The organism is Streptomyces sp. NPDC041784 (genome assembly GCF_055591025.1).
The window spans coordinates 413,721-432,969 of record NZ_JBVJAB010000004.1 but is presented as its reverse complement, the minus strand read 5'-3'; the positions used below and the strand labels follow the sequence as shown (position 1 = coordinate 432,969).

The window sequence follows — 19,249 nt, the reverse complement described above, 5'->3', positions numbered from 1 at the left end:
GAGCATCGAAGGAAGTTGACCAAGAAGTCTGACCAGGTGGGCCGCCAAAGGCGGCCTCCTGGCAGGCACCGGCGGAAGCAGTAGAGGGCAACGCTCAAGCGGCCGCGCAGCGGCCCAACAACAAGAGAGCTCTTTGCCTCCGGATGTGCGGCCCTGCCGGGGCCGCCCGGCCGTTTTCCATGATGTCTTCGCCAGGTGGGGCGCGGCAGCGCCCCCTTGAACCCTTCCCTTGGCGGCCCCGGCAGGGCCGCACTGGTGCTCCCTGCCTTCCGCTGGCTCCTACAACTGAGGGCCGCGAAGGCGGCCCTCTTGAGCTTGTCCCAGTTCAGTACGTACTTGCACTCGTGCACGTACAAGTACGACAGAGCGGAGCGAGGCTTGCCGAGCGGAGCGAGGTAGCTGTTGATGATGCTGGTCTCTGTAAGAGGGTGCGTCATCATCAGCAGCTCATCCTGCCGCGGCCCATCCCTCGCTGGTGTGCTTGAGTCTCTTCGCGAGCTCTGCTCTCACGGTGTTGCTGCTCTTGTCGACGCTGTCGGCGTAGCGTTTGGCGAGCGCAGCGAAGGTTGTCTCTGATGGCTGCTCGTCGATGACCTGCTCGACGAGGTGATCCAACCAGAACCGTGCCTGCGGCATGCCCGGCTCACGCTGGGCCTTCGTGTGCAGGCGCTCCCAGACAGGCACCTCGGAGTCGCTGCCGGTTGGCCCGACGGTGACCCCGATGTCGAGGTCGGTCCTGGCCCGGTTGATCGCGGTCTGGATGCTCCGGCCCTTCTTGGACCTCCGGAGGGCGACGACGCCTCGGACGCCTCCAGCCATCGCTCGCCCGCCGATGGGGGCGGAGGCCGTGGTGAGGCCCTCGCTGTTGCCCTTTGGGGTGTGCGTGACGGCCAGTACGGGGATGCCCGCGCTGCTGATCGGCTTGAGTTTGTCGATGATGCGCCGGGCCGTTACGGGGGAGGAGATGTCCTCGCCGTCGCCGAGGGCTCCCAGGACGTTGTCGAGGATGAAGAGGTCGGCCCCCAGGTCCATGAGGTCATCGTGGATGCCCTCCCAGTAGTCGGCCTGCCCGGTGTTCTCGACGGGGAAGACGGTGACGGAATCCTTGGGTACCGCGCCGTGAAGGCGCTCGCGGAGCTCTTCCTGAGCGCCGTCATCGGTGAGGCCAAAGACGATGTGCCGGCAGGGGCGGAGAACGGGGAGGCCGAGGAAATCGTCGGCTCCGTTCAGAAGGGCGATGGACATCCCAGCGGTCAGAAGCGTCTTCCCGGCCTTGGGTTCGCCGGCGAGCATGGTGATGTTGCTGGTGAGCAGGTCTCCGATGAGGAACGCCTTCTCGTACGGGACGTGCTGGATCTCGTGGAGCTTGCGCCCCTTGGTGGTGATGGCTCCCACGGGTGGTGGTCCGTCCTTTCGGTGGCGGCGCTGCGAGCGCCGTGGTCCCCGTCGATGCGGGGGTCATGTGCTCCTTTCGCTCGGGGGCATGTGGGCGGTGGTCGGGCCGGTCAGGCGGAGGCGGGACAGTTCCGGTCGATCCAGCGGTCGACTTCCGACCTGCGGAATCGCAGGTGTCCGCCGATCTTGCGGGACGGGATGCCGAGTGCGCGGTGGTTGTTGTAGATCCACGCGGGCTTCATCGCCAGGTAGTCGGCCACGTCGTTGACGCTCATCAGTCGGTTCGGTTCCAAAGGCGGTCTCCCAGAGAAGGCGGTATCAGGTGATCGCCATCGTGCGGTTTCAGTCCTGTTCTGTCAAGTCCGGATCTGTCGTGTCTGGACTTGACGATTCAGGTGCTGTCTCCTACGTTCTGACCCATGGCGATCATTCACGGCCCAAACGACGACGCTCCACGGCGCGAGGGGATTGAGCAGGAGCTGCGTATCGGCTCATGGAAGGTGACCTTGTGGCGACCGCTGCTCGGCTACTCGGGCGGCCCCCAGGAGATCCGGATCGAGCCGCACGAGGCTGGCGATCCACAGGAGATCGCCCGTGGTGTATCCACCACGGTGCTGCGGCAGATCGACACCGCCGCTTTCGCTGCGGACGTTGCCGCGGTGGCAGAAACCGCTGTCTCGGCCAAGACGGCGGTGGAGAAGCTTCGGGAAGAACTCGAAGCTCTACCTCGCGGGCTCTCTGACGAGTACCTGGCGGTGCTCTCCGGCCTGTATGTGCGGAGCGTTGACGCCGGACGGCGGGCCCCCATCCACGATCTGGAGCTGTGGACCGGGACCAAGCAGGCCACATTGAAGGGCCACTTGCGGGCAGCTCGGCAGAGGGGATTCCTGACCAAGGTGGAGGGCAAGGCCGGCGGGCGGCTCACCAACAAGACGATCGAGATTCTGAGGGGGCTGGACGTTGGCCAAGGTTCTGAAGAAGTGTGACTGCCGCAACCAGGCACGCTGCGCGCACATGTGGACCGTCCGGTACCGCGAGCCCGGCGGGCGTAGCGCTCGGCAGCGGGAGAAGTCTTTCCCGACCAAGCGGGAGGCCGAGGACTTCGGTATCAAGGCGGAGAACGACAAGCGCGAGGGCGTCTACATCGACCACCAGCTCGGCCGGGTCTCGCTCCGCAAGTGGGCCGAGGAGTGGCTGGAGCAGCACCCCGTGAACGAGTCCACTCGGCGCAACTACCAGGGCTTCCTCTCCAACCACCTGATCCCCGAGCTGGGCTCCCGAACGCTCGCTGGCCTCACCGTCGCGGACGTGAAGAAGCTCCAGGCCGCCATGGTGGCCCGAGGGCTGACGGCCGCGACGGTCAACGACCGCATGAACATCCTGCGCAGCATGATGACGGCAGCCGTGAAGGAGCGCCGGATACCGGGCAGCCCGTGTGATGAGGTGCCGCCGCTCAAGACGGCGGGCGCTGCGGTCGACCCGGACGAGATCCCGACGCTCGCCGAGGTGTACGCCATCGCCGCCGCCATGTCCGATCAGTACCGGCTCACCGTGTGGCTCCAGGCAGGCGCGGGGCTGCGCATCAGCGAGGCGCTCGGCTTCTCGGTCGACTGCCAGCGGGACGGCTTCCTCCGGCTGCGTCGGCAGATCAGCGCCAAGGCAAACCAGGGCGACTGTGTCACGCGCTTCGTCCCGCTGAAGCACCGCACGGCGGAGGAGTTCCGCGACGTACCCACGTCACTCTTCCTCGATCAGGAGATCGGGTTGCACCTGAAGCGCTGGGGGACGGTCGAGCTCGACGGCCTGGAAGTGCTGTTCGCCCCGCGTGAGCGAGGCAAGGGCAAGATGCCCACGGCCTCGACCTACGGCTACCACTGGCGTAAGGCGCTGAAGGCGGCCGGTGTGGTGACGCCGGACGGGAAGCCGAAGTACACGCCGCACTCACTGCGACACTTCTTCGCCTCGACGGCGCTGGCGAACGGGGTGCCGATCCATGAGGTGAGCCGCTGGCTCGGCCACCGCAACATCAAGACGACCGTCGACACGTACGGGCACCTGGTGCCGGAGGCGTGGGACCGCTGCCGGGATGTCATGCAGGAGGCGCTGCGCCCGTCGGTACCCCGTCAGGCGTCGGCGCTGGCGGCGTGAGGTGCTGACCTTGCGACATGGTGCTGACTTGGTGCTGACCCGACACGGGGTCGAGAGGGCAGAACCCTTGGGAACACTGGAGAGGAGGGGGATTCTTGAACGTTCCGCTTCAACGTGTAGTTGAATCGTTACGGCATGTTGGCAGTACCGTCAAATGTGCAGGCCAGAAGGGGTCGGACTACGAGGAGTCCGACCCCTTCCGCGTTCCCGTGCTGACGTTTCAGTGGCTGCGGGGAGGTGTGAGCTTGTCGAGGTCCAGGCTGATCTCGAAGGGCACCGGGCGCTGGAGCGATCCGCGGAAGATGCCGGCGGGCGCGTATCCGCCGGTCGGTTCGTCGAGCTCATAGACGTGCACGACGGGTGCCCCGTCCTCGTCCTCGATGCACCAGTAGTGCGGGATGCCGGCCTCCGCGTACTTCCGGAGTTTGACCGTGCGGTCCCGGTGGGCGGATTCGGGGGAGACGACCTCCACAACGAGCTTCACGTCATCGGGGGCGTACCAGGTGCGGTCGGGGTCGTAGGGCAGGTCCGTCAGTAGGAGGTCCGGCTCGGGGCGGTTGCGGGCATCGAGGCGGATCGTCATCTCCCGCTCGACCTCGACGCCGGTCGGCGCCTGCGCCATGAGCGTGGTGGTCAGAGCGGTGACGAGACGGCCGTGCCAGGACCGCTGGGGCGACATCATGAATACGAGGGCTCCGTCGATCAGCTCGGTGTGGCGCGGGGCCTCGGGGAGGTGGTCCAGGTCCTCCGCGAACCAGCCTTCCGCGCGGGGCGGGCGCATCCAGTCGGGCAGTGCGGTCATGGCTTCACGGTAGCGGGTACGGCTGCGGCGAGCCGGGTGCTCCCCGGAGCCCTGGCTCCCCACCTCGCCACGGCCGCGAGTGCCTACGGCGTGGGGATGATGCCTCCGTCCAGCGCGTCATGACGGATGCGTTGCGTCAGGTCGAGCTGCCTGCGCAGCAGGCGCTCGTGTTCGTCCAGCCGCTTCATCGTGTCGGCGATCGCCTGCTGGGTTGCCAGGCTGGGCAGTACCACGGGCAGATCGCCGAGCACGTTGAGGGAGATGGTCTTCATCTTCATGCTCCCCGTGGAGTGGGCTTCCAGCCACGTGCGTGCCTCCGGACCGCGTAGGTACGCGGCGAAGTAGTCGGCGTCGAGCCCGGCAGGGGGACGCAGCAGGAAGCACCCTGTGCCGCACACCCAGCCGTGCTGTTCCTCGCGGACGACGGCGGCTCGTCCAAGTTCTCCGCGGCGTGCCAGGACGACGTCGCCGAGGCGGAGGTGGAAGCGCTCCAGCCCCCTGGCCTGTCGCTCGCTGATGTGCCGGATGCTCGCCGCGCTGAAGCCGCTTCCCGTCAGGTCTTTGGGCATCACGACGGGGATGCCACCGACGTCGACGTAGTGGTCGGCGCGGATCAGGCTTCCCGACGGTCCCGCGAGCAGCAGGCCAGGGGCCTCGGGTACCCCTTCCGCGGTGCCCTCCAGCACGCGCCGGAGCGGCACACGCGGGGCTTCGCTTTCGCCGCGCGCCACCCGCTCGCTCCGGTCGAAGCTCTTGCAGAGGTGGGCCGTCGCGCCGACTGTCGATTCGGCCTGCTTCACCAGATGGTCGAGCAGGCGGCGCGTGTCCAGGGCCGCGGGCGGCTGCTCCCGGGCAGGCGCCACGTACAGCCGGGGGTCAAGGGGGCAGCCGTCGTTCTCGAGGATCTCGTCGTACGAGACCGAGCAGGAGAATCCGGGTTCGTCGGGGGTCGAGCGGGGAGACCGCAGCCAGGCGTGAAGCCGGCCGCTGATGCGGCTCCTGTCCGCCGGGCCGAGCACACGCGCTTGGCGCGGAGCCTGCGTGCCGAGTCGGCTCGCGTCGATGAAGAGGACGGACTCGGTTTCCCCGGCGGGGACATGGTGGGACTTGTCACGGGCGAGTAGCCAGAGGTGTACAGGGACGGTCGTGTGGGAGAACAGATCGGCTGGTAGTGCGACAACGGCGAGAAGCGCGTCGTTGGCCAGCATGTGCTGGCGGATCTCCGCTGCGCGACCGCGTGTGGAGGCGGCGCCCGACGGCATGATCAGGGCCGCCTTCCCCTTCTCGCTGAGTCGGGACCAGGCGAGTTGGATCCAGGCGAAGTTTGCGTTCGACTCGGGCGGCGGCCCGAAGGGCCAGTCGAGGTGTTCCAGGCCCTGGACGCGCTGGTTGAACGGCGGATTGCAGAGCACGAATTCGGCCATGCTATTGGCCAGGTTCCGGAAGAGCGACCCGGGATCGGAGGCACGCACCAGGGGCCGGTCGATGCCGTGCAGGGCCAGGTTCAGCATGGCCAGGTGGGGGTTGCGGTGATCCATGGCGTAGCCCTCGAACGAGGCTCCGCCACCGGGACCCTGCTGTGCGATGTGCTGCGCGGCGGCGGTGAGGAACCCCCCGGTGCCGCAGGCGGGGTCGAGTACACGATCGCCGGGCTCGGGGGACAGGGCTTCCACAAGCAGTCGCGTGAGCGTGCGAGGAGTGTGGTACTCGCCCGACAGAGCGGTGCTCTCCGCGACGTACCGTTCCAGGAGCAGGTCGCTGACTTCTTCGAGTCCGGCCGCGGCGGCCGTAGGGGGCTGTTGGAGCGCAGTGAGGAAGGCCGCCGCCCATGGCAGGTCGTCCACCTCACCCTTGCCGGCGAAGACGTTCTCCGGATTCCAGGGTGCGAGCACGGGAAACCGGTCGTGTCTGGAGGCGAGGAGGAGCACGTCATTCAGGTCCCGCAGCGGTGGGTACCCGGTCCGTGCCTCCGCAACGGCTCTGGACCACCGTTTCACGAGTTCGTCACCCGGGTCGTTCGCGGAGTCGATGAACCCCGCGAGCACCAGGACGGCGAGCATCGCGGTGAGGTCGCGGTCCGTGCCGCGACCCCGCTGGAAGGGTGCGTACGCTCGCCACAGTCGGTCGACGACCTCTGCGGCGGGGCCGCCTGCATCCGTACTCTCCATGGGGAACTCCTCTTTCGGGCGTTTCACTTCGACCGGCTGATTACGTGCGCGGCTGCAGGTACGAGCCATGCGCAGTTGTTCTGCGCAGTTCTCACGTGCCGCTGGCCCGGCGTAACTTCTCTGGCATCGTCTGTGGAGCTGTCAGAAAACTAGCAGTGAGCGACGGTTGATGTGAGGCGCCGACGGTGCCGCACGCCGCATCAATGGCTAATGCGCAGTGTGACTGCGCGAACTTGCTCTCGTTTCCTTGCTGGTTGAGGGGGCTGGGGATGAGTCGCGGTCCGAGGGAGTTGGCCGCACGGAAGCCCCGGGAGTGGCTCACATCACCATCGACTTAGCGTGTTGGCCCTGTACGGCGCGGCCGACCGTCGCCCTCGCCCTTCCTGTGTTGGTGCCCCTTGCTGCGGGGCCGCTCCGGCTGGGCTGGGGCCAATGCGGAATCGCGGGAGGTTGTGCCCGGTCTCCTGGATGATGTGGGGACTGTGGGAGAGGGGCGGGGCGCGTGGGACGTGGCGAGGGGACACGGTCGCGAGGGGAGCGCGGCTGTACGAGGCGGTGCAAGCTGTGGTCACTGACCACAGCAGGGCGGTCGAGGCAGTAAAGGCGGCACTGAAGCCGATTCACGATGCGGCGGTGAAGCGGGAGCTCGACGCCATTCCCGTCGCCCGGTTGCAGGACGTCACCGAAGGACGGCTCCGGCTTGGGAGCGTGGAGAAGAGCGGGCTGCGCACCGTAGGCCGTGTACTCGAAGCGGGTCCCTACCGGCTGCGGCATATTCCCGGTGTCGGGCACCGCACGGTTGACCAGATGCTTGCCGCCGCCCGCTGGCTCTCCGAGGCCGCGCACGAGACCGTGGCAGTTCACATAGACGTGGACCGGCCCGTACCGAGCACCACAGCGCTCGTCATGGCCTTGCACGTACTGGTGGAGGCGGGCGCCGACGCCCGGCGCGCGGTTGACAAGGCGACAGCCCTGGCGGAGCGGCTTGGGTCCTTTGCTGGTTGCTGCCAGGTCCGCTGCCGGCCGGATTCGGATGCTTCTGGCGGGTCACGAGAAGAAGGCCCGCGCGTTGACGGCGGTCACGGAGATCCGATCGCTGGTGGACGAGGCGGAACACGGGGGCCTGGACGGACTGCTTGCCCAGGCCTCGGTGGACCTGCTGCGGCCTTCGAGTGACCTCGCGGCCTGGACGGACTTCGAACTCCGTTCCGCCGAGTACTACAGCCTGCTCGCCGAGATCTCCGGGCGGCTGCCCGACGCGGCTGCTGCCGAGGGTTTCCTACCGGACGAGATCGCAGAGCGGGTACGGACCCAGCACCTCGACGATGCGCACCGGCGGGTCTCCCTGCGCGGCTACCAGGCGTTCGGTGCGCGGTTCGCCCTCGCGCAGCGCAAGGTGATATTCGGCGACGAGATGGGGCTCGGGAAGACCATCCAGGCGATCGCCGTGCTGGCACACCTGGCCGCCGAGGGACAGAGCCACTTCATGGTCGTCTGCCCGGCCAGCGTCCTCGTGAACTGGACACGGGAGGTCGAAGCCCGCAGCGCCCTGCGGGTCACGGTGCTCCACGGCCCGGATCGGCACTATGCGTTCGCTGACTGGAAAGGGCGGGGCGGTGTCGCGGTGACCACCTTCGACGCTCTGCGTGGTTTTCCCGAGCCGGGCGGAGGAGAGGTAGGGCTGCTGGTAGTCGACGAAGCGCACTCCGTGAAGAACCCGAGTACCAAGCGTTCTCAAGCGGTCGCCGTGTGGACGGATCGCTGCGAGCGCACCCTTTTCATGACCGGAACACCGATGGAGAACAGGGTCGTGGAGTTCCGCAACCTGGTCCGGATGCTCGACGGCGATGTCGCGGATTCCTTGGGAGATCGGGACGCGCTGGCCGGATCGGTTGCCTTCCGCAAGGCCGTCGCCCCGGTCTATCTGCGACGCAACCAGGAGGACGTGCTGACGGAACTCCCGACCCTCCAGCAGACCGACGAGTGGGAGGAGCTCAGCGCGTCGGACGAGGAGGCGTACCGGGAAGCCGTGCGCGTCGGCAACTTCATGGCGATGCGCAGGGCTGCGTACATGCGCCCCGAGAGGTCGGCCAAGCTGGGTCGGCTCCGTGAGATCGTCCAGGAGGCCGGGGGGGAGCGGGCAGAAGACGGTGATCTTCTCCAATTTCAAGGACGTGCTGGGCGTGGTGAAGGAGGCACTCGACACAGGACCCGCTGACGGCGCTCCGGTATTCGGGCCGCTCACCGGCAGCGTCCCGGCCGGGCGGCGGCAGCAGATCGTCGACGACTTCGCCGGCGTCTCGGGCCCCGCGGTGCTGCTGGCGCAGATCCAGGCGGGGGGCGTCGGCCTCAACATGCAGGCCGCCTCCGTGGTTATCATCTGCGAGCCTCAGATCAAGCCGACCATCGAACACCAGGCAGTGGCCCGTGCCCACCGCATGGGTCAGGTCAGGCCGGTTCGTGTGCACCGCCTCCTCGCCACCGGGGGCGTGGACGAGCGCATGGTGAAGATGCTGGAAGACAAGTCCCGCCTGTTCGATGCCTACGCCCGCCGCAGCGCCGTGGCCGAAGCCACCCCGGACGCGGTCGATGTCTCAGATACTGAGTTGGCCCGTCGGATCGTCGAAGAGGAACAGGCCCGCTTGGGCCTGACCGGTGGGAGGCTCACGACACCCGAGTGAGTGACAGGGGGTGCGGTGCCTCAGCTATCAGCGCGGCCTCGTCGACGAGCCAGCCCCAGGGCGTGGATTCTCCCGTTCGGTGGAGGCCCCAGCAGTCCGCAGACAGTCCGCAGGACGGTCGTAAGCGGCCGTCGGAGGCCAACGCAACCAAACGGTGGAATGCCTGGTCAGAGCCCTGGATGTGGCTCCGCCGCAGGTCAGGATCGGGCCGCAGGCATTCCGCTTCAACGTGTGAGCGGATAAAATAACACCACGTCGTTGATCTGGCAAACATGCAGATCGGAAGGGGCCGGGCTCTCAAGAGCCCGGCCCCTTCGTCGATCCCGTGCTGGATCGGTGCTGGATCTTCTGACCTGACGTCAGGAGTGCTCAGGTGTCGTAGACGGTGGAGCGGTGCCCGACGTGCACAACCCACACCACCAGCTCGCCGTTGTCGACCGTGTAGACGACGCGGTAGTCGCCGACTCGCAGGCGACGACGCTCCGGCTGGGACACGAGTGCGGTGGTGTTGAAGCCGAGCGGATCGCTCTCCAGCTCGGTCAGTTTGGCAAGGATGCGCAGTGCCATGTCGCGAGGGATCTTCCGGAGTTCAGCCTGCGCCTCCGGCCGGAAGGCGGTTCGGTACTCACTCACTGCGCGCCAGCGTCTCCCTCATGATGTCCTCGATCGGGATGCCGGGTGCCGGGTTGGCCATGCGCTCGTCGATGATCCGGTTGATCTCGCGCTCTTCCCACTCCTGGTACCTGCGCAGCACCTCGATCGACACCACGGCGGCCACTTGCTTGCCGCGCCGCGTGATGACGGTGGGCACGTCGTCCCGGTCGGCCCGCTCGACGACCTCGGCCAGGTGGGCACGTACGTCGCGGATGGACTCTATGGGCATCTGACTCATGCGCCCAAGCGTACTGAGTGTCGCATGTGTACACAAGGTGGGTGTCCGGCTCTGGAGTCAGTAGTCAGGTCACATGTCAGGCCAGGTTGCGCACCACATCGATCCGCGATGCGCGGGGACTTCCGAGCATGGGAGCCAAGACCCGCCAGGCCCTGATGGATGCCGGTCCGGCGGCGTTGTCCTTCCGGGGGCGTAGCCGGGCTGGTCATCCTGCTTCAGCAGGTTCCGTACGGCGAGCCGGCTTCCTGGGGTCAGCTCAGCCATCCCGGTTTGATCATGCCGCTTTCGTAGGCGATGATCACCAGCTGTGTGCGGTCGCGGACGTTGAGTTTGGTCATGATGCGGCTGACGTGGGTCTTCGCGGTGTAGGGGCTGAGGACCAGGCGTGCGGCGATCTCGTCGTTGGTGAGGCCGGCGCCGACCAGGCGGATGACCTCGAACTCGCGCTCGGTGAGGACGTTGAGGCGGGGGCTGACGTCCGGCTGGACGACGCGGCCGGCGAACTCGGCGATCAGGCGCCGGGTCACCGCGGGGGCGATCAGCGCGTCGCCGCGGGCGCAGACCCGGATGCCGTGCAGCAGTTCCATCGGCTCGGTGTCCTTGACCAGGAAGCCGGAGGCGCCGGCGCGCAGGGCGCCGTACACGTAGTCGTCCACGTCGAACGTGGTGAGGATGACCACGCGGACCTCGGAGAGGCTTTCGTCGGAGACGATGCGGCGGGTGGCCGCGAGGCCGTCCTCCTCGGGCATGCGGATGTCCATCAGGACGACGTCGGGGCGCAGTTCGTGGGTCAGGCGGACGGCCTCGGTGCCGGTGGACGCCTCGCCGACCACCTCCAGGTCGTCCTCGTCGTCGATGATGGAGCGGAATCCGGCCCGGACGAGTTTCTGGTCGTCGGCGAGCAGCACTCTGATGCGTGGCGTCGTCGTCATGGGGCCACCCTAGACAGGGAGTTCTGCCGTGTCGTGCGTGAATCGGCCGGTGGGGCACATCAGTTGACGGTGGGTTCGGGAAGGGGGTCCGCCGTCGTCAGGGGCAGGGTCGCGTCCACCCGGAAGCCCTGGCCCGTGTCGCGCGCGGTCAGTCGGCCGCCCAGCGCACGGGCCCGCTCGGTCATGCCGACGATGCCGCTGCCCCGGTCGTTCCCGTCAGCGGCGCCCTGGCCGTCGTCCTCGATGCGGACGCGCAGTTCGTCCGGGGTGTAGGCGACCTCGATGGTGGCGTTGGCGGCCTGGGCGTGCCGGGTGATGTTGGTGAGGGACTCCTGGACGATGCGGTAGGCGGCCAGGGAGATCTTGGAGGAGAGGACGGGCTGCTCGCCCTCGACGGTGACCTTCACGTTCAGGCCGGTGACGGCGGCCCGGTCGGCCAGTTCGCCGAGCCGGTCGAGGCCGGCCGTCGGCGCGGTGGGCGCGGCCTCGTCCACCTGCCGCAACACTCCCAGCGTGCCCCGCAGTTCGCGCAGGGCCTCCTTGCTGGTGTCGCGGACGAACTCCAGGGCGGTGATGAGTTCGGCGGTCTGCCCGGGGCGGCGGGTGCTGCGGTGCAGGGCGGCGGTGGTCTGGACGTGGATCAGCGAGATGTTGTGGCCCAGCACGTCGTGCAGCTCGCGGGCCAGCCGCAGCCGTTCCTCGGTCGCCGACTGCTTGGCCCGTACGTCGCGTTCGCGCTCGGCGGCCAGCGCCCGGGCCTCGGCCTCGGCCAGATAGGCCTGTCTGGTGCGCATCGCGTGGCTGAACGCGATCACGCTCAGGAACCAGCCGCTGAGCAGCGCGATCGACATGTTGTCGACGCTGCGCTGCTGGTCGACGACGCCCAGCTCGCCGTAGGCGATCACCAGCATGATGAGCACCGCGAGGGCGACGACCGCGGTCAGCTGGCCGGATCTGGCGACGCTGTAGAGGGCGACCATGAAGACCAGGGCGGGTGTCGGGCCGTTGATGCCGGCGTTCGTGTAGTAGACGAGCGTCACCAGCAGGGCGAGCACGGCGGCGGCGAGGGGCCGGCGGGCGCGGAAACCGAGCCCCAGCCAGCCGATCGTCGCGGCGGCGCAGCCGGCCAGCGCGGCGAGCGCGCCGTCCGCCGTGCGGCCGAGGACGATCCAGCCCAGTTCGAGTAACTGGCAGACGCCGACCAGCGCCATCGTCCGGTCGATCCGGAAGACGGGTTCGGCCGGCGCGGCGACGGGTGAGGAGGCCATGTCCATCAGGGTACGAGGGGGTGGGTGCCGGCCGGGGTGCCGTGGATCCCGTCGGGGCGGGTGTGGGCGGCCAGGAAGTCGTGCACGACCCGGCGCACGTACTCCTCCGTGACCGGGCGTCCGGCCAGCAGCCGGCGGTACATCAGGGGGCCGGCGAGCTGGTCGACGGCGAGGTCGACGTCGAGGTCCGGGTCGATTTCGCCGCGGGTGCGGGCGGCTTCGAGGATGGTGCGGAAGTCCTGGGAGCCGTGGCGGTAGAGGTCCTCCTTGAGGCGGGCGAAGACCGGGTCCACGCCGGCGCGTTCGATGACGGCGCGCAGTCCGCGGTCGCTCACCGGGTCGTGCAGGAGGCGGCGCAGTCCGTCGAGCTGGTGGACGAGGTCGTCGCGCAGGTCGCCGGTCAGGGGGGCGCGGGCGGTGGAGATGCGCTGCGCGATGACGTCGCGGACCAGGCCGGAGGCGTCTGGCCAGTGGCGGTAGAGGGTCGAGCGGCCGACCCCGCTGCGGGCCGCGACGGCGACATGGGTCACCGCCGACCAGCCCTGCTCGACCAGCAGGTCGCGGGCGGCGGCGAGGGCGGCGGCCCGGCTGCGCTCGGCGCGCGGGTCGGGGCCGCGGCCGGGCGCGTCGGGCGCGTCGAAGCCCCGGTCCGGCGCGGCTGACGGGCCCGTGTCGGGGCCGGGCGCGGGCGGCGCGTCGGGGGCGTCGAGGGCGCCGGTCGGCTCGGGGGCGGGAGAGGCGGACATCCGGCTCCGTTCGGTCGTACGCGCGGCGGGGTCGGGGCGAGGCCGCCGCGCCAGGGGGTTCTGGGACAGTCTGCCTCGGATCCCGCTCTGGGACACCTTGCCCCAGAGATGACTATGGTGCATCCTGTTCCAAAGATTCGGAACAGTCTGTCTCATACATTCGGGGCAAGGTGTCCCATAGTGGCCCGGTAGCTGCCCCACAGGACCTCTCAGGAGTGAGTGATCCGTGTCCACACAGCCCCAGGCAAAGACGTCGGCGCGGGAGGCCCCGCCCGGCGGTTCCGCCCACAAGTCCCTCGCCCTGACCCTCATCGCCATCGCGCAGATGATGGTCGTGCTGGACGTGTCGATCGTGAACGTGGCCCTCCCGTCGATCCAGCAGGCGCTGGACTTCTCGGCCACCGACCTGGAGTGGGTCGTCAACGCCTACGCGCTCGCCTTCGGCGGCCTGCTGCTGCTCGGCGGCCGGATCGCGGACAAGTTCGGCCAGCGCAAGGCGTTCATCGCCGGCATCGCCCTGCTCACCGCCGCCTCGCTGTTCGGCGGCATGGCGAACAGCAAGGAACTGCTGCTCGCCGCCCGCGCCCTCCAGGGCGTCGCCGCCGCGCTCGTCGCCCCCGCCGCGCTCGCGCTGCTCACCAGCACCTTCGCGCCCGGCGCCGAACGCAACAAGGCGATGGGCGTCTACGGCGCGGTCGCAGGCCTCGGCGGCGCGCTCGGCAACGTCCTCGGCGGCGTCTTCACCGACGCCCTGAGCTGGCGCTGGGTGCTCTTCGTCAACGTGCCCATCGGCCTGCTGGTGCTGCTCGGCGCGCCCCGCGCCTTCCGCGAGTCCACCCCCACCCCCGGCAAGCTCGACCTGCCCGGCGCGATCTCGGTGACCGGCGGCACCTCCCTCATCGTGTACGGCCTGATGAACGCCGCCTCGCACGACTGGAGCGACACCGCCACCGTCCTGCCGATCGTGGCCGGCGTCGCGCTGCTGCTGCTGTTCCTGGTGATCGAGGCCCGGTCCTCCTCCCCGCTGATGCCGCTGCGGATCTGGGCCTCGCCCGCCCGCTCCGGCTCGTACGTGATCATGCTGACGATCGGCGCCGCGCTGATGGCGCTGTTCTACTTCCTCACCCTGTTCATCCAGATCGTGCTCGGCTTCAGCCCGATGCGGACCGGCTTCGCCTTCCTCGCGTTCGCGGTCGGCGCGGCCGTCACCGCCACCCTGAGCAGCACCCTGATCGCGCGGACCGGGCCGCGCGCGCTGCTCGCCGTCGGCACGCTGGTCTTCGCCGCCGGGCTGTTCTGGCTGTCGGCGCTCGGTGCGGACAGCTCCTACACCACCGACCTGCTCGGCCCGCTGGTCCTCGGCGGCGCCGGCACCGGCCTGTGCTTCGTCCCGCTCGCCCTGGCGGCCGTCGCCGGCGTGCGCGACCAGGAGGCCGGGGTCGCCTCGGCGCTGCTCAACGCCGGCCAGCAGGTCGGTGCCGCGCTCGGGCTCGCCGTCCTCGGCACGATCGCCGCGAACGCCACCGAGAACCGGATGAAGGAGCTGCTGCCCGGCTCCGGCGGCGGCGACGCCCACGGGGCCACCGGCGGACAGATGCCGCCGCAGATCCAGGAGGCCGTCCACGACGCCCTCTCGCACGGCTACGGCGTGGGCTTCCTGGTCGCCGGCTTCGTCCTGGTCGCCGCCTTCCTGATCGCCCTGTTCACCATCCGGGTCTCGGCCGAGGACGCGGCCCGCACGGACGTCGCCGCGGTCGTCTGAGCCCACCGCGTCGACGGCCCCGCCCCCGCACCCATGCGACGTCCGAAAGGAGCCCTTCCATGACCGGCACCCACGCCGCCCGCACGGCGCCCGACCTGACCCTGATGTACGCCACCCACGACGCGTTCCGGCGCGATCTGGGCCTGCTGTCCGCGGCCGCCCGCAACGACGGCGCCGCCCCCGGCTCGGCCTTCCGCACCGGCTGGGACACCTTCCAGCGCTTCCTGACGATCCATCACACCGCAGAGGACGACGTGCTGTGGCCCCTCATGCGGGGCAAGCTCGCCGACGACCCGGCCGGGCTGCGGCTGATGGACGAGATGGACGCCGAGCACGCGGTGATCGACCCGATGATCGAGTCCGTCGAGGAGGTCCTGGCCGACCGCCGCCAGGACCGGCTGCCCGCGCTCGTCGAGACGGTCGCCGAGCGGCTGGTCTTCCACCTCGAGCACGAGGAGAGGGCGGCCCTGCCCGTCGTCGCCACCCTGCTCAGCAAGGAGGAGTACGACACCTTCGGCGCCGCCCAGCGCCGGCTGCTCGGCCTCAAGGGCGGCGCCGTGTACTTCCCGTGGGTGCTCGACGGCGCCCCCGAGGAGACCAGCCGCAAGGCGCTCGGCGTACTGCCGCCGCCGGTGCGGTTCGTGTACCGGGCCATCTGGCGGCCCCGCTACGAGAAGGACCGCCGGACCCTCACCCGGGCGGCCGCCTGACCACCCCGCACACGACCGTGCCCGGTGTCCGTCGACGGACACCGGGCACGGTCGTAGGACGGCCACGGCAGGCGCACCGGCACACCGGCGTACGGCGGCCCCGGCCGGGTCAGGCGAAGTGCGCGGCGTGCGCCGCCGCCCAGTCCCGGAAGGAGCGTCCGGGCCGGCCGAGCACCCGCTCGAGGTCCGGGAACAGCCGCCCGCGGAAGTCGTCGCCCGACTCCAGCACCGTCGCCAGCGCCTTCGCCACCCCGGCGGCGGTCGCCTCGCCGTAGCGCTCCGCCAGGATCGCCCGATGGGCCTCGACCGAGATCTGCTCGAACCGCAGCGGCCGCCCGAGCGCCTCGCCGAGCACCGCGACCTGCTCGCGCGCGGTCAGCGCGGCCGGTCCGGTCAGCGCGTACGCCCGCCCGGTGTGCCCCGGCTCGGTGAGGGCCTTCACCGCGACCTCCGCGATGTCCTCGGGGTCGATCAGCGCCTCCGGCAGATCGGCGACCGGGGAGCGCACCACGCCCTCGCCGCGGATCGCCGGCGCCCAGCCCAGGGCCTGGGTCATGAACCCGTTGGGACGCAGGATCGTCCAGCCCAGCCCCGAGTCCCGCAGGGCGTTCTCGGCCTGGCGGTGCCACTTGCCCAGCGGGGTGTCGTGCTCCTCGTCGACCTCCTCCACCCCGAGCGTGGAGAGCTGGACGACATGCTCGACGCCCGTCTTGCGGGCCACCGCCACCAGGTTCGCGTCATGGGTGCGCTTGTTGTGGCCGAGCGCCATCAGGAACACCCGGCGCGCCCCCTCCAGGGCGTCCGGCAGCGTGTCCGGCAGATCCAGGTCCGCGCGCACCACCTCCACCCCGGCGGGCAGCTGCGCCCGGGCCGGGTCACGGGTCAGCGCCCGCACCGGGTGGCCCGCCGCGAGCAGCCGCCTCAGCACCTTGCCGCCGACGTTGCCGGTGGCCCCGGTCACCACGATCGTCATGGCTGTCTCCAATCCAGAGGTTCAACAGGGGGTCTTGGGGAGGGGCCGGATCAGCCCGCCGGGCGGTCCAGGACCGTGCGCAGCGCGCCCTCCAGGTCCGCCGTGCGTCCGTCGTCCGCCGCCCGCCAGGCGAGGAACCGGTCCGGGCGCACCAGCGCCGCGCCGGACGAGGTCACGCCGTACGCCTTCTCCCAGCCGCCCGCCCGGTGCACGGTGAGATGGATGCCGAGCCGCAGCGAGGTGTTGGCCGCCGCGGCCTCCCAGGCGGCGCCGTCGGAGCCGACGAGCAGCACGAAACCGTGCCCGAACAGCGCGGTCGTGGTGCCGCCGGAGTCCAGCGGCACGTACGGCGCCCGGGAGCCGGGCCGGCCGGTGGGCGCCGTCGGGTCCTCCAACGGCTCGCCCTCGTCGCCGAGTTCGCGGACCACAGCGCCTCCGTCGGCGCAGCGGTAGCCGAAGACCTGGGTGACGGGGGAGATCGGCGCGGCCGCCGTCCCGTCGTCGAGGTCGGGGCCCAGCCGCTCCACGGTGTTGGCGAACTGCTGCTCGGCGATCATGTCGGCGACCGGCCGGCGCTCCGCGTCATGGCTGGCGAGCAGCCCCGGACCGGCCAGTCCCCGGGCCGCCAGCGCCAGCTTCCAGGCGAGGTAGAAGCCGTCCATGACGGCCGTGTTGCCGCCGAGTCCGCCGGGTGCCGGGACCACCTTCGCCGCGTCGCCCACCAGATGGACGCGGCCCACGGAGAATCGGTCGGCCACCTCGCAGACGATCTCCGTGCCGCCCGAACCGGTCACCGTCAGCTCCAGGTCCGGCATGCCGAGACCGGTGCGGACCAGGTCGGCGCACTGGGCGTCGGAGTACCCGGAGAAGTCGGGCCGGTCCTTCGTCATGCCCCGGATGTAGCCGTACCGGCCGGGCACGTCCGTGGTGTAGAAGACGCCGGGCACCGGCTGGAGCAGATGGAACAGGGCGAACCGGTTCCCCTCCGCGACCCCGCCCTCCAGATGCGCGAGCTGTCCGCTCATGTCCGCGTCGAAGAACACCCGGAACACCTCGCCGATCCGGCCCCGCCCGTGCGTGCCGACGCCCAGCGCCCGGCGGACCGGGCTGTGCCGGCCGTCCGCCGCCACCAGCCACCCCGCCCGCACCTCGCGCTCGGCGCCGGTGGCCGTCTCGCGCAGCCGGGCCGTGACCCCGTCGGCGTCCTGTGTGAAGGAGACCAGCTCGGTGCCGAAGGCGAGGTCCGCGCCCAGCTCCCGGGCCCGGTCGGCCAGGATCACCTCGGTGCGCTCCTGGCTCGCCATCCCCCAGCCCTCGGGCGACACATGGCTCATGCTCATCTCGCCCTGCGTCATGATGCCGCGCAGCACCGGACCGGCCAGGGTGTCGGCCAGCGCCATGTAGAACGCGCCGGTGCCGCCCGGGGAGGCGGCGACGATCCGGTCGGCGACGCCGCCGATCCTGAGCGCCTCCATCGTGTGCGGGTACTGGCCACGCGCCTTCATCACGACCGAGGTGCCCGGGTGCTTCTCGACGACCAGCGGGCGGACGCCGTGCAGGGCGAGGAAGAGCGCGGTGGACAGGCCGGACAGACCGCCGCCGGCGATGAGGACCGGCACGGTCGCCTCGGGCACGGATCCCTCGGACTCGGATGCCTCGGACTCGGGGGCCTGGGACACGGTTGCTCCTGGGGCTCGGCTGACAGGGTCGCGGTCCTCAAGGATCGGCAGCGCGGATGGTGGACGGGTCGGGGCGCGGTGCCGCCCGGCAGGGGACTCGGTCGTGCGGGTCTGCCTCCGGCCTCCAACACGCCACCACCCCGTCATCAGCGGCGGGCTGAAGGGTGGGATGCGCACGCACCACCCGCAAGTCGCACCATCCGTAACCCGCACCACCCGCACCACCCGCACCACCCGCACCACCCGCACCACCCGCACCATCCGCAAGCCGCACCACCCGCCCGCCCCAACGAGGAGTCTTCGTGGTCGTCTTCGTCAACAAGCTGACGCTCATCGGCAAACCCGAGGAGCTGGAGCGGATCTACGCGCATGTCGCGGATTTCATGGAGGAGCAGCCCGGCCTGATCCGCTACCAGCTGGTCCGCTCCCAGAAGGAGCCCGGCATCTACTTCAACGTGGCCGAGTGGGACAGCAAGGAGTCCTTCGACACGGCGCTGGCCGAACCGGAGTTCCGGGCCCGGCTCAAGGCGCTCGGCACGGTCATCAAGGGCGAGCCGCACCTCAGCGACGTCGTCGTCGAGGGCGTCGCCCGCCAGCCCGGGGCGGCTCGGTGACCCCCGCCGGCACCGCCCCGGCCACCGCGCCCGAGGCCGCCACCGCGCCCGCGGTCACCGCCGAGGCCTACGCGCAGATCCTCCAGTTCTACGCCGGGCACATGCAGGACCTCGACGCGGGCGCCGCCGAGGACTGGGCGGAGGGCTTCACCGAGGACGGCGTCTTCGCCCAGAACGTCAAGCCCGAGCCGTGGCGCGGCCGCACCCACATCGCCACCTCCATGCGGCGCGGCCTGGACCGGCTCGCCGAACGCGGCGTCCAGCGCCGGCACTGGCTGTCCATGGTCGTCGCCACGCCCGCGGAGCCCGTCACCGGGTCCGACGAGGCCGTGCGCACCCGCTACTACGCCGTCGTCTACGAGACCCCGCGCGGCGGCCAGGCGTCGGTGTACCTGAGCACCACCGGCGAGGACCTGCTGGTCCGCCGGGGCGCCCGGTGGTTCATCGAGCACCGCGAGATCTTCCACGACGGGGCCTGA

The 19,249-nt window shown here is 70.1% G+C and carries 17 protein-coding genes and 1 pseudogene; 7 read left to right on the top strand and 11 right to left on the bottom strand.

Annotation, left to right across the window (positions count from 1 at the left end):
- Positions 1-447 precede the first annotated feature (447 nt).
- Positions 448-1,395: an AAA family ATPase gene (locus ACZ6D7_RS11355; protein ID WP_469487306.1), complete on the bottom strand. Its 948-nt coding sequence runs from the start codon at positions 1,393-1,395 to the stop codon at positions 448-450.
- Between the two features lie 110 nt (positions 1,396-1,505).
- Entirely contained in the window at positions 1,506-1,688 is a 183-nt protein-coding gene (locus ACZ6D7_RS11350; protein ID WP_469487303.1) for a helix-turn-helix domain-containing protein, read from the bottom strand.
- 126 nt (positions 1,689-1,814) lie between these two features.
- Here ACZ6D7_RS11350 and ACZ6D7_RS11345 point away from each other — a divergent pair, with 126 nt between their 5' ends.
- Both ACZ6D7_RS11345 and ACZ6D7_RS11340 read left to right on the top strand, forming a co-directional pair.
- The gene (locus tag ACZ6D7_RS11345; RefSeq protein ID WP_469487300.1) at positions 1,815-2,381 is read left to right on the top strand and encodes a hypothetical protein; all 567 of its coding nucleotides are present in this window, start codon (positions 1,815-1,817) and stop codon (positions 2,379-2,381) included.
- Positions 2,356-3,543 carry a tyrosine-type recombinase/integrase gene (locus ACZ6D7_RS11340; protein WP_469487296.1) on the top strand — a complete coding sequence of 396 codons (1,188 nt, stop codon included), beginning with the start codon at positions 2,356-2,358 and terminating at the stop codon, positions 3,541-3,543. Before ACZ6D7_RS11345 ends, ACZ6D7_RS11340 begins: the two co-directional genes overlap by 26 nt.
- Positions 3,544-3,763: 220 nt before the next feature.
- Here ACZ6D7_RS11340 and ACZ6D7_RS11335 read toward each other — a convergent pair whose 3' ends face one another.
- Positions 3,764-4,345 (bottom strand): Uma2 family endonuclease, encoded by a 582-nt coding sequence (locus ACZ6D7_RS11335; RefSeq protein ID WP_469487293.1) that lies wholly within the window; start codon positions 4,343-4,345, stop codon positions 3,764-3,766.
- A gap of 83 nt (positions 4,346-4,428) precedes the next feature.
- A complete protein-coding gene (locus ACZ6D7_RS11330; protein ID WP_469487288.1) occupies positions 4,429-6,513 on the bottom strand; it encodes an N-6 DNA methylase in 2,085 nt (694 codons plus the stop codon).
- A 502-nt stretch (positions 6,514-7,015) separates the two neighbouring features.
- On the opposite strand from ACZ6D7_RS11330, the pseudogene ACZ6D7_RS11325 reads away from it, so the two are divergent.
- Positions 7,016-9,194 (top strand): annotated as a pseudogene (locus ACZ6D7_RS11325) (DEAD/DEAH box helicase).
- A gap of 369 nt (positions 9,195-9,563) precedes the next feature.
- Here ACZ6D7_RS11325 and ACZ6D7_RS11320 read toward each other — a convergent pair.
- The 5 genes from ACZ6D7_RS11320 to ACZ6D7_RS11300 form a co-directional block, all read right to left on the bottom strand.
- The gene (locus tag ACZ6D7_RS11320; RefSeq protein WP_469487285.1) at positions 9,564-9,827 is read right to left on the bottom strand and encodes a type II toxin-antitoxin system RelE family toxin; all 264 of its coding nucleotides are present in this window, start codon (positions 9,825-9,827) and stop codon (positions 9,564-9,566) included.
- Positions 9,820-10,086 carry a type II toxin-antitoxin system Phd/YefM family antitoxin gene (locus ACZ6D7_RS11315; RefSeq protein WP_469487282.1) on the bottom strand — a complete coding sequence of 89 codons (267 nt, stop codon included), beginning with the start codon at positions 10,084-10,086 and terminating at the stop codon, positions 9,820-9,822. Before ACZ6D7_RS11315 ends, ACZ6D7_RS11320 begins: the two co-directional genes overlap by 8 nt.
- Positions 10,087-10,337: 251 nt before the next feature.
- The gene (locus tag ACZ6D7_RS11310; RefSeq protein ID WP_469487277.1) at positions 10,338-11,018 is read right to left on the bottom strand and encodes a response regulator; all 681 of its coding nucleotides are present in this window, start codon (positions 11,016-11,018) and stop codon (positions 10,338-10,340) included.
- Positions 11,019-11,077: 59 nt separating this feature from the next.
- On the bottom strand, positions 11,078-12,286 hold the full coding sequence (locus tag ACZ6D7_RS11305; protein WP_469487275.1) for a sensor histidine kinase: 1,209 nt from the start codon (positions 12,284-12,286) through the stop codon (positions 11,078-11,080).
- A gap of 5 nt (positions 12,287-12,291) precedes the next feature.
- Positions 12,292-13,032, bottom strand: coding sequence for a TetR/AcrR family transcriptional regulator (locus ACZ6D7_RS11300; RefSeq protein WP_469487272.1), 741 nt, complete (start codon positions 13,030-13,032; stop codon positions 12,292-12,294).
- A 226-nt stretch (positions 13,033-13,258) separates the two neighbouring features.
- Between ACZ6D7_RS11300 and ACZ6D7_RS11295 the strand changes: the two genes are divergently transcribed.
- Complete coding sequence (locus ACZ6D7_RS11295) at positions 13,259-14,794, top strand: MFS transporter (RefSeq protein WP_469487270.1); 1,536 nt, start codon at positions 13,259-13,261, stop codon at positions 14,792-14,794.
- Positions 14,795-14,853: 59 nt separating this feature from the next.
- Positions 14,854-15,504 carry a hemerythrin domain-containing protein gene (locus tag ACZ6D7_RS11290; RefSeq protein ID WP_469487267.1) on the top strand — a complete coding sequence of 217 codons (651 nt, stop codon included), beginning with the start codon at positions 14,854-14,856 and terminating at the stop codon, positions 15,502-15,504.
- Between the two features lie 109 nt (positions 15,505-15,613).
- On the opposite strand, the gene ACZ6D7_RS11285 is transcribed toward ACZ6D7_RS11290, so the two are convergent.
- Both ACZ6D7_RS11285 and ACZ6D7_RS11280 read right to left on the bottom strand, forming a co-directional pair.
- The gene (locus tag ACZ6D7_RS11285) at positions 15,614-16,477 is read right to left on the bottom strand and encodes an SDR family oxidoreductase (RefSeq protein WP_469487265.1); all 864 of its coding nucleotides are present in this window, start codon (positions 16,475-16,477) and stop codon (positions 15,614-15,616) included.
- 50 nt (positions 16,478-16,527) lie between these two features.
- Positions 16,528-18,156 (bottom strand): FAD-dependent monooxygenase, encoded by a 1,629-nt coding sequence (locus ACZ6D7_RS11280; protein WP_469487262.1) that lies wholly within the window; start codon positions 18,154-18,156, stop codon positions 16,528-16,530.
- 302 nt (positions 18,157-18,458) lie between these two features.
- On the opposite strand from ACZ6D7_RS11280, the gene ACZ6D7_RS11275 reads away from it, so the two are divergent.
- Both ACZ6D7_RS11275 and ACZ6D7_RS11270 read left to right on the top strand, forming a co-directional pair.
- On the top strand, positions 18,459-18,770 hold the full coding sequence (locus ACZ6D7_RS11275) for an antibiotic biosynthesis monooxygenase family protein (RefSeq protein ID WP_469487259.1): 312 nt from the start codon (positions 18,459-18,461) through the stop codon (positions 18,768-18,770).
- Complete coding sequence (locus tag ACZ6D7_RS11270; RefSeq protein ID WP_469487256.1) at positions 18,767-19,249, top strand: nuclear transport factor 2 family protein; 483 nt, start codon at positions 18,767-18,769, stop codon at positions 19,247-19,249. The genes ACZ6D7_RS11275 and ACZ6D7_RS11270 overlap by 4 nt, the downstream gene beginning before the upstream one ends.

What these genes read in the sequence shown, in the direction of transcription:
- ACZ6D7_RS11335 (WP_469487293.1), bottom strand. Translation starts at nt 4,345, where the DNA reads ATGACCGCACTGCCCGACTGGATGCGCCCGCCCCGCGCGGAAGGCTGG.
- ACZ6D7_RS11345 (WP_469487300.1), top strand. Translation starts at nt 1,815, where the DNA reads ATGGCGATCATTCACGGCCCAAACGACGACGCTCCACGGCGCGAGGGG.
- ACZ6D7_RS11285 (WP_469487265.1), bottom strand. Translation starts at nt 16,477, where the DNA reads ATGACGATCGTGGTGACCGGGGCCACCGGCAACGTCGGCGGCAAGGTG.
- ACZ6D7_RS11330 (WP_469487288.1), bottom strand. Translation starts at nt 6,513, where the DNA reads ATGGAGAGTACGGATGCAGGCGGCCCCGCCGCAGAGGTCGTCGACCGA.
- ACZ6D7_RS11300 (WP_469487272.1), bottom strand. Translation starts at nt 13,032, where the DNA reads ATGTCCGCCTCTCCCGCCCCCGAGCCGACCGGCGCCCTCGACGCCCCC.
- ACZ6D7_RS11310 (WP_469487277.1), bottom strand. Translation starts at nt 11,018, where the DNA reads ATGACGACGACGCCACGCATCAGAGTGCTGCTCGCCGACGACCAGAAA.
- ACZ6D7_RS11290 (WP_469487267.1), top strand. Translation starts at nt 14,854, where the DNA reads ATGACCGGCACCCACGCCGCCCGCACGGCGCCCGACCTGACCCTGATG.
- ACZ6D7_RS11315 (WP_469487282.1), bottom strand. Translation starts at nt 10,086, where the DNA reads ATGAGTCAGATGCCCATAGAGTCCATCCGCGACGTACGTGCCCACCTG.
- ACZ6D7_RS11305 (WP_469487275.1), bottom strand. Translation starts at nt 12,286, where the DNA reads ATGGCCTCCTCACCCGTCGCCGCGCCGGCCGAACCCGTCTTCCGGATC.